Origin of the sequence: Empedobacter brevis (assembly GCF_965118635.1) — a bacterium.
GTDB classification, from domain to species: domain Bacteria; phylum Bacteroidota; class Bacteroidia; order Flavobacteriales; family Weeksellaceae; genus Empedobacter; species Empedobacter brevis_A.
The window spans coordinates 227,730-241,604 of sequence record NZ_CBCPHV010000002.1 but is presented as its reverse complement, the minus strand read 5'-3'; the positions used below and the strand labels follow the sequence as shown (position 1 = coordinate 241,604).

Below are 13,875 nucleotides of genomic sequence, written 5' to 3'. Positions count from 1 at the left end.
TAGAAAGAATTCTTGAAAAAGAGTTATACTTTTTTTCATTGTTCTTATAAAATTTCCCAATAAAAAAGCCTGAAAAACTCAGGCTGAAGATTTATTTTAAACTTTCTAAAGATTTATTTTCAAGAATTTCTAAAGTCGAATCTCTCAATTCAACCATTACTTTGTTCAATGTACAAACTCCTTCGTTAGGACAATCATCACATTTTTCATAGTAATTTTTACTCACACAAGGCAAAAGTGCGATTGGACCTTCTAAAACACGAATCAAAGAAGCTAAACTTATATCTTTTGCATCGCGAGCTAAATAATATCCTCCTCCTTTTCCTTGCTTTGAATTAACAAAACCTAACTTTTTTAAATCCAACAAAATAGCTTCTAGAAATTTTTTCGGAATAACTTCTGTTTCAGAAATCTGTCCAATTAAAACTGGTTTATTACTTTCTTGTCTGGCCAAGTGAGCCATTGCTTTTAGTCCGTATTTTGTCTTTTTTGATAACAATTCGATAAGATTTACCTACAAAAATAACGTTGATTATTGTATAAAACAAATATAAAACTAAAACGTTGAAGCGAGATATTAAAAATATTTCTAAAAAAATAAATTATCTTTAAGTTATAAAATTGTAGAAACAATAAGATTTTTATAATTTCATATTTTCTCTTCTTCTATTATCATAAATCTCTTTTATTTACGTTTAAACTATAAAGTTTTAAAAATTTTGAACTGTTAACAGACTAATATTTTTTAAGTATTTTTAAACCACAAAAAAATCCAAAATGAGAAATAGTCTTACTTTGATTGATAAATTAAATCACATCAAAAATTTATTTATTATTGGTAAAAGTGACGGAAATTTGAATGAAAAGGAAATTCAAATTATTTCTGACATTGCAAAATTTCATAAACTTTCCGCAAAAGATGTAAGTTTGATTTTGAATAACAATACAAAGTTTGATTTTTCTTTACCTAAAACATTTACAGACCGACTTTCTTTGTTATATGATGCTGTTTTGCTAATGGTTATTGATTTGAATATTCATCAAAATGAAAAGGCAATTTGTATTGATCTGGCTAAAAAATTTGAATTTAATCCTCAAATTATTGATGAATTAATAGAAGATATTTTGAGTTATATTTTAGAAGGAAAAGAATGTGACGATGTTATGCAATATCTGATTAAATACGCTCATCCAAAATCAAATTTGAATTAATTTTTTATTGAAAAAGTTGATAAATCGTCAATAGAGAAATGACACTTGTTATTCCTCCTATTACATAATTGATATTCTTTAGAATAAACGAATCTTCTTCGGATTTTGAATTGAAAAATTTCAGATATAATCCAAAAATCATTATCGAGCCAATCACAACTCCCAAAGCAAAAATTGAACTATTTGGTTGGCCAAAAACTGAGATGTTATATGAAACTAAAGTCGCGCTCAAAAAAACATAAAATGGTATTGGAAATATATTAACCGCTGATAATAATAGTCCATACATGAATTTATTTTTTTGTTTTACATCGCCTTGTTGTTTTAGTTTTTTATTTTCCTTTTTTTGATCTTGTTTTTTGGCAAAAAACAGGAAATAAATTGTAATGATTACAAAAACAGCTAATCCAATTTCTCTGAAAATTTGAGTTACCTTTTCATTAAAATCAATAAATTTTGCTAAAAATATTGCTAAAAAAACTTGAATACCAATCGTAATCGTAGTTCCAGAGATAAAAGTATATGCACTTTTTACGCCTTCTTGTTTACCAATTTTCACCACAGTCATATTCAACAATCCTGGAATGGATGATCCTATAAAAGCTGTAAAAATTCCGATTAAAAGTAGTTCTATATATTGCATTTATTTTTATTCTGATTCATCATAAAAGTCTGCAAATTTAAGGATTCTTATTTGATATTTTTGATTTAGAATTATATTCTAATTATAAATTAATGATAAACTACTTTTTTTCTTCAAATATATTATTGAAAATAGTAATATTCTGCTTTAATATATCATTATAACTAACAAAAAAACCACTTCGAATTTGAAGTGGTTTTAAAAATCTTATTTTAATAAAAAATTACAAAGCTGCTAATTGCTCTTCAATTTGAGTAATCTTCGCTAAAGCATCTGCTTCTTTTTTACGTTCTGCATTGATAACTTGTTCTGGCGCTCCAGCAACAAATTTTTCGTTTGATAATTTTTTACGAACAGAATTTAAAAATCCTTGATTATATTCTAATTCTTTTTGTAATTTCTCACGTTCTGCTTCGATATCGATATTATCTGACATTGGAACCATGAATTCTAATGTACCAACACGGAAAGCAAAACCTTTTTCTGGTTTATCTCCTGTATTGAAATTAGATACATTCCCTAATTTAGAAAATACATCAACATAAATTTCATTCGCTGCTTGTGCATCAGCAAAAACTTCTAAAGCTTCTTTTGGTGACATTCCTTTTTCTGAACGTAAACCACGAATTGCTGTTGTTGCTTCTTTTGTATTTTCGAAATTTTTAATAATTTCTTCATTGAAAGAAGAAACTTCTGGATATTTAGAAATAATTAATGCTTCTTCATCAGTTCTTTCAGCGATTAAATGCCAAATTTCTTCTGTTAAGAAAGGCATAAATGGATGTAAAACTTTTAATACATTTTCTAAATATGTAATAGTTGCTTTGTATGTTTTAGCATCAATTGGTTCTCCAAAAGTTGGTTTTATCGCTTCTAAATACCAAGAACAGAAATCGTCCCAAATTAATTTGTAAATTGCCATTAACGAATCTGATAAACGATATTGATCGTAGTTATGCTCGATATCTGTTAATGTTTGTTGGAATTTATTTTCGAACCATTCAACTGCTTTAGCTTGAGCAGAAGTTTGTTCTAAATCTTCTTTTACTTCCCATCCTTTGATTAAGCGGAAAGCATTCCAAATTTTATTGGCAAAATTACGTCCTTGTAAACACAAATCAACATCGAAAGGTAAATCGTTACCAGCAGGAGCTGTTAACAACATTCCCATACGTGTTGCATCTGCGCCATATTCATTCATCAATTCGATAGGATCTGGAGAATTTCCTAATGATTTTGACATTTTACGTCCTTGTTTATCACGAACAATTCCTGTAAAATATACATTTTCGAAAGGTAATTGATCACGATATTCATATCCAGCTACAATCATACGAGCAACCCAGAAGAAAATAATATCTGGTCCTGTTACTAAATCTTGTGTTGGATAATAATAGTTGATTTCCTCGTTTTCTGGTTCATTAATTCCATTGAAAACTGAAATTGGCCATAACCAAGAAGAAAACCAAGTATCTAAAGCATCTTCATCTTGATGTAAATCTTCAATTGTTAAATTTGCATTTCCTGTTTTTTCTTGTGCTAATGGTAAAGCTTCTTCTTTTGTTAAAGCAACAACGAAATCTTCGTTTCCATCTCCATAGAAAAATGCTGGAATTTGGTGTCCCCACCATAATTGGCGCGAAATGTTCCAATCAGTTACATTTTCCATCCAATTACGATACGTATTTTTAAATTTCGCAGGATGAAATTTAATAGTATCGTTCATTACATTGTCTAATGCAGGTTTTGCTAAATCTGTCATTTTCAAGAACCATTGATTTGAAATTTTTGGTTCAATAACAACTCCTGTTCTTTCAGATGTTCCTACATTATTTTTATAATCTTCTACTTTTTCAAGTAAACCTTTTTCTTCTAATTCTTTTTCGATTTCTTTGCGAACTTTGAAACGATCCATTCCTGCATATTGCATTCCATAATCGTTCAATTTTGCATCATCAGTAAAGATATCAATGAATTCTAAATTATGTTTTTTACCTAATTCATAATCATTTGTATCATGGGCTGGTGTTACTTTTAGACATCCTGTACCGAATTCTAAATCAACATATTCATCTTCGATAATGTTTATTTCACGACCAACAATAGGAACAATTACTTTTTGACCTTTTAGCCATTGATAACGTTCATCGTTTGGATTAATACATACTGCAGTATCTCCAAAAATAGTTTCGGGACGAGTTGTAGCAACAACAATATATTTATGTGAACCTACAACTTGATATTTTAAATAGAATAATTTTCCATTTTTCTCTTTATAAATAACTTCTTCATCAGAAATATTTGTTTTCGCTTCTGGATCCCAATTCACCATACGATATCCGCGGTAAATTAATCCTTTATTATATAAATCAACAAAAACACGTTGTACAGATTCTGATAAATCTGGATCCATTGTAAATTTTGTACGATCCCAATCACAAGAAGCACCTAATTTCTTTAATTGATCTAAGATAATTCCACCATGTTTATGTGTCCAATCCCAAGCGTGATTAAGGAATTCTTCTCTACCAATATCAAATTTAGAAACACCTTCTTCTTTTAATTTCGCAACAACTTTTGCTTCAGTAGCAATTGAAGCATGGTCTGTTCCTGGCACCCAACATGCATTATATCCTCTCATACGAGCACGACGAATCAACACATCTTGAATTGTATTATTCAACATGTGTCCCATGTGCAAGACTCCTGTGACGTTTGGTGGTGGTATTACAATTGTATAAGCTTTTCTTTGATCTGGAGTAGATTTAAAATATTTTTTCTCCATCCAGTATTCATACCATTTTCCTTCAACCTCTGTAGGCGTATATTTTGATGCGATTTCCATTATTTATTTATGACTTAAAAACAAATTTGGGCAAATTTACATAATCTCTCTTAAACTGCCTAGTTTATTAAAATTTAATATAAGCTTATCTTGGAACATTATTTGTATTAAAACATCGTATGATTTTATTTAAATCAAATTCTTTTGTACATTTGAATATAAACTAATTATCATCATGAAAAAATTAATGTTTATAGGCGTTTTTGCTTTAGGCTTTTCAAGTTTATTTGCACAAACACTTAGTTTAGAAAAAGAAGAAATTCAATTTGGAAATATAAAGTTGAATACAGAAGTAACTTCTAAAATAAAAGTTACGAATACAGGAGATAAACCTTTAATACTTAAAAGTGTTGTCGGTTCTTGTGGTTGTACAGTACCTGAATATCCTAAAACTCCTATTGCACCAGGAAGTTCTGCTGATATTACAGTTAAGTACTCAAGTGGAGCTATTGCAGGAGATTTCAATAAATCTGTAACCATTTCATCAAATGACCCTGCTTCATCTCGTAAAATTTTTAGAATAAAAGGTAAAGCTGAATAATCAAAAAAGAGCAAGTTTAATAACTTGCTCTTTTTTGATTATTTTTATATTTTTATTTACCTAATAACCTCGATGTTACGTGACTACTAAACGTTTCATTTATTTTAGTATCAACAAATTCTACAGTCATTGTACCATCAAAATCTTCTACAGAAATAATTTTTATTTTATCATTTAATTGAATATTCTTAGAATTCAAATATTTTAAAAATTCATCAGAAGAACCAGTTACAGCACAAATCTCAACTAGATCTCCTTGTCGAAATTCTGATAACTTCTTATAATTCACTTGATCAAATTTTCCATCCTTATCAGGAATTGGTGAACCATGCGGATCTAGTTTTGGGTAATTTAATAATTCATCCATTTTATCGAAAAAAATAGGACTTTGAATATGTTCTATTTGCTCCGCAATTTCATGAACTTGTTCCCAACCGAATCCCATTTTTTCTACTAAAAACATTTCAGTTAAACGATGTTTTCTTACGATTAAAGATGCTTTTAGTCTCCCTTTATCCGACAAACGAAGAGGTTTATAGGATTCGTAAATAACTAAATCTTTTTCAGCTAGTTTTTTCATCATACTATTTACAGTAGGCATTTTTATTTCTAAATGCTTACTCAAATCTTTCACGTTTACTTCTCCATTACCATTTTTTGATAAATGAAATAGTGCTTTCAAATAATTTTCTTCGACCAGTGAATTCATAAGAACAAATATAGTTGAAAGATTTATTTATACACAAAAGTTTTATTTTAAAATATTATTGTTAGATTTGCCTAACTTTTAAATTTAAAAGAAATTTATTTTATATAATGAAAACAAAACTTTATTTAATTATTGCCCTTACTTCTATTCTATCCAATGCACAAGAACAAAAAGATAGCATTAATGAAAAAGATTCATCTGAAAATTTGGATGAAATTGTTGTTACAGGAACAATGAAAGCTGTAAAAAAATCGGAAAGTCCTGTTCCAATAGAAATCTACACGCCAAAATTTTTTCAAAAAAATCCAACTCCATCATTATTTGATGCTGTACAATTGATAAATGGTGTTCAACCTCAATTAAATTGTAATGTTTGTAATACAGGAGATATTCATATCAACGGAATGGAAGGTCCGTATACTATGATTTTGATTGATGGAATGCCGATTGTTTCTTCTTTATCAACCGTTTATGGATTGAGTGGAATTCCAAATTCTTTAGTAGAACGAATAGAAGTTGTGAAAGGACCTGCTTCTTCTCTTTATGGAACAGAAGCAATGGGTGGAATAATTAATGTAATTACGAAATCACCTAAATCTGCTCCAAAATTATCATTAGATGCTTTTACCACAACTTGGCTGGAAACAAATCTTGATGGAGGATATAAATACAAATTAGGAAAAAATGTAAATAGTTTATTTGGCTTTAATTACTTCAAATATGGTAATAAAAAAGATAAGAACAATGATGGTTTTACAGATGTAACATTACAAGATCGTATAACATTATTCAACAAATTTGATTTTGAACGCAAAGAAAATAGAGCTGCATCGGTTGCATTACGTTATTTATACGAAGACAGATGGGGAGGACAAATGAATTGGAAACGAAAACTTCACCGAGGAGACGATGAAGTTTATGCTGAAAGTATTATGACAAATCGTGTTGAAGCAATAGGAATGTATCAATTGCCTTTCAAAGAAAAAATTATGACTCAATTTTCTTATAATTTTCATCAACAAAATTCATTTTATGGTACAGAATCTTATCAAGGAAAACAACAAGTTATATTTGCTCAAGCATATTGGGATAAAATAATAGGAAAACATAGTTTGCTTTTAGGATCTTCTTTTAAATATACATATTACGATGACAATACAAGAGGAACTGGCGAATATGATGAAGATAATAACCTAATCAAAAATAACCCAATGAACACTCCTATTCCTGGGGTTTTTGTACAAGATGAATGGACATTAAATAAAGAAAATAAACTTTTAGTTGGTTATCGATTCGATTATGATAAAACACACAAAGGGATTCATTCACCAAGAATAGCTTACAAATTTTCACCTTCTTCTCATCATACTTTAAGAGCAAGTTTTGGTACAGGATTTCGAGTTGTAAATGTTTTTACGGAAGATCATCGCGCTCTTACTGGAGCAAGACAAGTGGTGTTTGAACATGAATTAAAACCTGAAAAATCCTATAATGGAAACATCAATTATGTTTTTAAATTACCAATTTCATTTGCTGCTTTAAACTTTGATTTTACAACATTCTATTCTTATTTTACAAATAAAATTATTGCTGATACAGATACAGACGAAACAAAAATTATTTATGATAATTTAGATGGACATGCTATTTCTAAAGGTTTATCTTTAAATATAGATGCAACTTTCGATTTTCCACTAAAAGTTATGCTTGGTGCAACTTATATGGATGTTTACAAAAGAGAAAATGGAGAAAAAGAAGTACAATATCATGCTCCAAAATGGTCTGGAAATTTCTTAGCAAGTTATACTTTCAAAAAAGGTTTCGCAATGGATTTTACGGCGAATTACAATGATAAAATGAAATTACCTCGAGTAGAAAACGATTATCGTCCAGAATATTCTAAACCAACTTTTATTGCTAATATTCAACTTACCAAATCATTTAAAAATAATATTGAAATATATGGCGGAATCAAAAATATCTTCAATGTTTTACCAAAAGGCGATGTTATTGCGCGTTGGTGGGATCCGTTTGGAGAACCAGGAAATAGCGTTAAACCTCCGAAAGGAAGAAATGATGTTATTTTCGAACCGAATGATTACAGCTATACAGCAATGCAAGGAACGAGAGGTTTTATTGGAATTCGATACAATTTACGTTAATGAAAATTTGGTATTTCATATTCTTTTTATCCTCATTAACGCTTAATGCACAAATTACATTAGAAAAGTTTAACGCTGATTTTAATAAAAAACCTAAACCTATTTTGCTTTATTTTTCTACAAATTGGTGCAGTTACTGTATGATTCAAAAGAAACAAATAAAAAAAGATGATGAATTGCTTCAACTTTTAGATAATGAGATTTATTTTATTGAATTTGATGCAGAAACAAAAAAATCAATCATTTTTTTGAACAAAGAATATGAACCCAAATCAAATGGAAAAATTCATTCTTTTTTAGAAGAATTTATCGATCAAAATGAACAAATCAGTTATCCTTATTGGGTTTTAATCTCAGAAGATTTCAAGATTGAAATGACATATAATGGATTAATTAAAAATAAACCACTCAAACTTTTATTGAAAAAGTACCTTCAAAAACCTTAATTTTTAGATTTTATAAAAAGCCTCAATTAACATTGAGGCTTTTTTATCACAAAATTTTACTCAAATGCAATTATTGAAAGTTTTGGATTCTCAATAATTTCTTCTTTTTTAAGTTTTTCTATATCAATCAAACCAATAATATGATTATAGTTTTTACTTTGATAACGTTCTTCTATTTCATCAAAAACATTTGAAACATCATCTGTTTGATTTTCGAAACCGATATAAATTCGCTTTTTTCCTGTTTCATTAAATGTTCCTTCTTCCTTATTTTCATATTTTCGAATCGAATATTTATAATCATATCTCAAAGCAGAAATATCACTCAAAACAGCTGATGAAGTTGGAAAACGCCCTGCTCCTTTTCCATATAAAAACTGTTCATCCGAAAGCGAACTTCCAATCAAAACACCATTATATTCATTGTTTACAAGAGCAATTGTTTTATTCAAATCGACAAAAGTTGGTAAAACTGTCGATGTTATTTCTCCTGTTTGATGATTGATTTTTGAATTTGCTATGAGTTTTATTGTATAATTTTTTTCTTTAGCGTATTTAAAATCTTCAACTTTTAGCGAAGTAACTCCTTTTCGAATAACGTTTTGTACATCAATCTTTTTACCAAAAGCATGCAAAGTAATAATTGCCAATTTGCTCGCAGAATCAAATCCTTCTACATCTGCAGTTGGATCAGCTTCTGCAAAACCACTTTCTTGTGCTGCTTTCAAAGCATCTTGGTACGATTCGTTTTCATTTGCCATTTTAGTCAAAATGTAATTTGTTGTACCATTTACAATTCCAGAAACGTAATTCAATAAATCATTATCGAAATATTCTTCTAAATTTCTAATAATCGGAACCGAACCACAAACAGAAGCTTCATAAAGAAAAGAAACGTTGTTTTTCGCTTGCAAATCCAATAATTCTTCATGATGATCTGCAATCAATTTTTTGTTCGCACTCACAACATGTTTTCCTTTGTTAAAAGCCTTAATGATAATATCATGCGCAGCTTCTGCATCCGAAATTAACTCAACAACTACATTGATTTCTTCATCATTTAAAATATCATCAACATTTGTCGAAAATAATTCAGCCGGAGCATTTCTTGATTTAGAAGCATCTTTAATGACAATTTTTTTTATCGCTGCATTTAATTGTGGTTTTTCTTCTAAAACCTTATAAATTCCTTCTCCTACAACTCCAAATCCGAACAATCCGATATTTATTTTTTTCATTTTATGCTTTTGTTTTTTGATTTTTATCAGAGAAAAGTGAAGAAAAAAATGGTTCAATTGCAATAAAAACAATTGAACCATTCTTAAAAATAAGTAATATTATTGAATAATTGGTTTATAGTCGTTTTTATTCATCTTTCCGATTAAGGATGGATTTAGCACCTTGATTTAAGAATCAGGTTGCTAAAGTTTCTCTGGGCCATTTCCCTCCACTTTTCTTGATAAAATGTAAATTTTAATGAACTATTTCTGGAGACAAATTTAACTGAAAGAATTTAACATTTCCAAATTTATTTAACAGCGATTATTTATTATTTTCTATAAATAATGTTATTAATATTATTATTTAGAATAATTTTCTTTTAAAATAATTTAAATAAAATTATTTTCACATTTAATCTTTAAATCTAAAAAACAAATCATAATTTTATTTAGCAAATATTGAAGATAATATTAGATCTTGAAATTAAACAATATAGCTTTGATTTAACTTTTTATTAATAATTTTTACACTTTCATAACAATACAATAACTCCATCGTAACGTCTAATTTACAGAGCAAAATTATGTTTGTAGGATAACAATCTTATTTAAATTACATGATACGACAAATCACAACACTTGCCATGTTAACAGCATCTACAATTTGTGTTTATGGGCAAGGAACTCAAGCTTCTATCTCTGGAAAAATTAGGAATGAAAATGGACAAGGAATCCATTCAGTTACAGTTGAAGTAAAAAATGAATCAACAGGTTTTACAACAACAACAATGACAAACGAAAAGGGAGAATTCTATTTCAAACAATTGCCATTAGGAGGACCTTATACAATTATTGCTCAATCTGATGAATTAGGAGAACAAATAAAAAATGGATATCAATTAAATCTAGGCGACGATATTAAAATTGATTTTGATTTTAATTCATCTGATGTTATTGAAATAGATGCAGTAAAAATTACAGGAAACTCACTAAAAAGTACAATTAAAAACATTGGATCTTCTACTTCTGTAACTGCAAAAGACATTGAACGTTTACCAGTAAACGGAAGAAACTTCACTTCTTTAATAGATTTATCTCCATTAAGTTCAGGAAGTAATCTTTCTGGTCAATTGGCATCATCTACCAATTTCACTATTGATGGAATGACAGCAAAAAACCCAACTTCTGGAGGAACAACGAATCGTAATGGAGGTCCTTATGCAATCTCTATGGAATCTGTTCGTGAATTTTCAGTTGTGACAAATGCATACGATGTTACATATGGAAGAAGTGGCGGTGGAACAATTAATACTGTTACAAAATCTGGTACGAATACTCTTTCAGGAAGTGCATTTATGTTTGGTCGTACAGATTGGTTATCTAGTCCATATGATATTAATGCAAATAAGAGAGATTCTAAATTCTCAACTTATCAATATGGTTTCACTTTAGGTGGGCCTATTATCAAAGATAAATTACATTATTTCTTCGCTTGGGATCATCAAGCGCATTCATCTCCATTAATTATTGCAGATATACACAATCTTCAAGATGAAGAAAGATATAATTTAAGTCAAACATCTTTGGATCGTTTTGTTGATATAGCAAGAAGAAAATATGGTGTTTCATCGGCACCACAGTTTGGTCAATTTGATCGTAAAAGAGGAACAGATGCTTTATTCTTACGTTTGGATTGGCAAATTAACGAAAGTAACTTATTGACTATACGCAATAATTACGTAAATGATAGAAACAATTTAGGATTAGGAGATAATACAACAATCAATCTATACGAAGTATTTGGTGATGTAAAATCTGTAGATAATAGCTTTATGGCTAGTTTACGTACAAAAATAAATTCAAAAGTAACAAATGAATTAAAAGTTCAACATTTATATACAGCAGAAGAATCTACTCCAAATAAAGAATTACCACAGTCAAATATTCCGCGTGCAATTGTAGAACGTGTTCAATCTTCTGTTGGAGGAAAAGATGTTTTTACAAATATTCAAATTGGTGGACAACGTTATTCTCCTGAAAATTTCTACAACCATGTTTTTCAAGTAACTGATAATCTTTACTGGAATACAGAAAAAGTAAATTATACGTTAGGAGCTGATTTAATGTACACAAATATGAATTCTCTTTATGGTAGTGAAATCAATGGACGTTATTACTTTACTGGATTGGATAATTTTGACAACTTAACTCCTTATCGTTATGCTAGAGAAGTTTATTTAAATAAAGATAATCGTGTAAAACAAAACATTTTAGCTACAGGAATATATGGTCAACTACAAACAAAACTTGCTCCTGGATTGGAGTTAATTACAGGTTTACGCTTAGATTACACTCATTATTTTGAAAAAGGAAACTTTAATCAATTGGTTTATGATGAATTAGGACTAAGAACAGATAATGTTTTAAAGACTTTTCAAGTTCAACCTCGTTTCCAATTTACTTGGGATGTAAATGAAAATAAACAAGATATCATCCGTTTTGGTGCTGGGATTTTTGGCTCAGACATCAACAATTATGCAATGATTAACAATATGGTTTTTGACGGAACAAAAGTTGCTTCTATTGACGTACAAGGAAATTTAGTTCCAACACCAAATTTTATTCGTTATAGAGAAGATCCTACGACTGCTCCAGGAGTTGATTTATTCAACAATCCAAATATTCCTAAGATTTCAACCATTAATATGAATGCATCTGATGCTAAGGTTCCTGTAGTTTATAAAGCAAATGCTTCTTTTACTCATTTCTTTAATAACCGTTTCAAAGTAGGTGTTCACGCTTACATGTCTTTAGCTAGAAATAACTATATGTACATAGATAGAAACATGGTTGATGAACCTTTCTTCCGAATTGCAGCAGAAGATAATCGTGGTGTATATGTTCCTGCAAATTCTATCAATACTACTAATGGTGCTACAGATTGGATGTTGGGAAGAAAATCTGATAAAATAGGTCGTACCTTAGAAATGGTAAGCGAAGGAAAAGTTAATCAATTTGCTTTTGTGTTGGATGGAACATGGAATTATTACAAAGAAGGACAACTATCAGTTTCTTATACATGGAACGATACAAAGGACAATACTTCTTTCAATGGTAATGTTGCCAACTCTGCTACATTATCATTAATGGTTAATGATGATCCAAGAAACCTGAGTAAAATGACATATTCTGACAATCAGTTTCGTCATAAAGTAGTTATCTACGGAACTACTCCAACTTTTTGGGGAATAAATGCAGGAGTTAGATTTTCTGCCATTGGAGGAACAAGATATTCTTTGGGAGTAAATGGAAATATGAATGGAGATTTTGTTAATTCTAACGACTTAGCTTATGTATATGATATTAATGATCCTAATACACCTCTTTACATCAAAAATGGTATTCAGTCAATTTTAGATAATCCTAATGTAGAAAAAAGTACAAAAAAATATATCCGAAATAGTTTTGGTAAAATTGCTGAAAGAAACGGAGGTATTAACGGATTTTTCGGTTATGTAGATTTACGTTTATCTAAAAAAATAAAAATTGTAAACAAACATAGTTTTGAAATTTCTACTGATATTTTTAACGTTGCAAACTTAATGAACAAAGAATGGGGACGCGCTAAAAACTTAGGAAAACAAAACATCTATTCAATAAAAAGTTTTGATCCAAATAAACAAGAATTTGTTTATAATATTAATACAAATGCTGGTACTACAGTTTACTCTGGAAACCCGTATCAAATTCAAATCGGATTAAGATATGCATTCTAAAGAATTATTAACAAGCATAAAAAACAATTGAAATTGTAACCAATTAATTTCAAAAAATATTAAAAAAAGCTATTTCTAAGTTAATGAAATAGCTTTTTTTATGTAAACTCTAAAAAGAAGATAATTTTACAATATTATTCTAATAATAACTTAATAAAATAAACTTAAAAATATTATTTCCTAAATTATTAAATTAAATAGGATATTTTTCTAAATAACCTACATTTCTAACAATAAACACAATTACATAATTTATAATGATTAACTTCTTTTATTTCCTTTTTTACAAACATTTATTTTAATCATTATCATTTTTTTATT

General features: G+C 28.9%; 10 protein-coding genes and 1 riboswitch. Of the genes, 5 read left to right on the top strand and 5 right to left on the bottom strand.

The window, feature by feature from the left end; genetic code table 11:
- Positions 1 to 91 precede the first annotated feature (91 nt).
- The gene (locus tag ACMHJW_RS03430; RefSeq protein WP_038334449.1) at positions 92 to 499 is read right to left on the bottom strand and encodes an RrF2 family transcriptional regulator; all 408 of its coding nucleotides are present in this window, start codon (positions 497 to 499) and stop codon (positions 92 to 94) included.
- 278 nt (positions 500 to 777) lie between these two features.
- Here ACMHJW_RS03430 and ACMHJW_RS03425 point away from each other — a divergent pair, with 278 nt between their 5' ends.
- Entirely contained in the window at positions 778 to 1,212 is a 435-nt protein-coding gene (locus tag ACMHJW_RS03425; RefSeq protein WP_413532021.1) for a hypothetical protein, read from the top strand.
- Between the two features lie 4 nt (positions 1,213 to 1,216).
- Here ACMHJW_RS03425 and ACMHJW_RS03420 read toward each other — a convergent pair whose 3' ends face one another.
- Complete coding sequence (locus tag ACMHJW_RS03420) at positions 1,217 to 1,855, bottom strand: LysE family translocator (protein ID WP_413532020.1); 639 nt, start codon at positions 1,853 to 1,855, stop codon at positions 1,217 to 1,219.
- 223 nt (positions 1,856 to 2,078) lie between these two features.
- Positions 2,079 to 4,700, bottom strand: coding sequence for a valine--tRNA ligase (locus ACMHJW_RS03415; RefSeq protein WP_413532019.1), 2,622 nt, complete (start codon positions 4,698 to 4,700; stop codon positions 2,079 to 2,081).
- 175 nt (positions 4,701 to 4,875) lie between these two features.
- On the opposite strand from ACMHJW_RS03415, the gene ACMHJW_RS03410 reads away from it, so the two are divergent.
- Complete coding sequence (locus ACMHJW_RS03410; RefSeq protein ID WP_413532018.1) at positions 4,876 to 5,241, top strand: DUF1573 domain-containing protein; 366 nt, start codon at positions 4,876 to 4,878, stop codon at positions 5,239 to 5,241.
- Between the two features lie 52 nt (positions 5,242 to 5,293).
- Here ACMHJW_RS03410 and ACMHJW_RS03405 read toward each other — a convergent pair whose 3' ends face one another.
- On the bottom strand, positions 5,294 to 5,950 hold the full coding sequence (locus ACMHJW_RS03405) for a metal-dependent transcriptional regulator (protein ID WP_413532017.1): 657 nt from the start codon (positions 5,948 to 5,950) through the stop codon (positions 5,294 to 5,296).
- A gap of 107 nt (positions 5,951 to 6,057) precedes the next feature.
- On the opposite strand from ACMHJW_RS03405, the gene ACMHJW_RS03400 reads away from it, so the two are divergent.
- Entirely contained in the window at positions 6,058 to 8,112 is a 2,055-nt protein-coding gene (locus ACMHJW_RS03400) for a TonB-dependent receptor plug domain-containing protein (RefSeq protein ID WP_413532016.1), read from the top strand.
- Positions 8,112 to 8,558, top strand: a complete 447-nt coding sequence (locus ACMHJW_RS03395) for a thioredoxin fold domain-containing protein (protein WP_413532015.1) — start codon at positions 8,112 to 8,114, stop codon at positions 8,556 to 8,558. Before ACMHJW_RS03400 ends, ACMHJW_RS03395 begins: the two co-directional genes overlap by 1 nt.
- A 56-nt stretch (positions 8,559 to 8,614) precedes the next feature.
- Here the strand turns inward: ACMHJW_RS03395 and ACMHJW_RS03390 are convergent, their stop codons facing one another.
- Complete coding sequence (locus tag ACMHJW_RS03390) at positions 8,615 to 9,796, bottom strand: homoserine dehydrogenase (protein ID WP_413532014.1); 1,182 nt, start codon at positions 9,794 to 9,796, stop codon at positions 8,615 to 8,617.
- Positions 9,797 to 9,924: 128 nt separating this feature from the next.
- A riboswitch (SAM riboswitch) is annotated at positions 9,925 to 10,024 on the bottom strand.
- A 371-nt stretch (positions 10,025 to 10,395) separates the two neighbouring features.
- Between ACMHJW_RS03390 and ACMHJW_RS03385 the strand changes: the two genes are divergently transcribed.
- The gene (locus ACMHJW_RS03385; RefSeq protein ID WP_413532013.1) at positions 10,396 to 13,554 is read left to right on the top strand and encodes a carboxypeptidase regulatory-like domain-containing protein; all 3,159 of its coding nucleotides are present in this window, start codon (positions 10,396 to 10,398) and stop codon (positions 13,552 to 13,554) included.
- Positions 13,555 to 13,875: the final 321 nt, after the last annotated feature.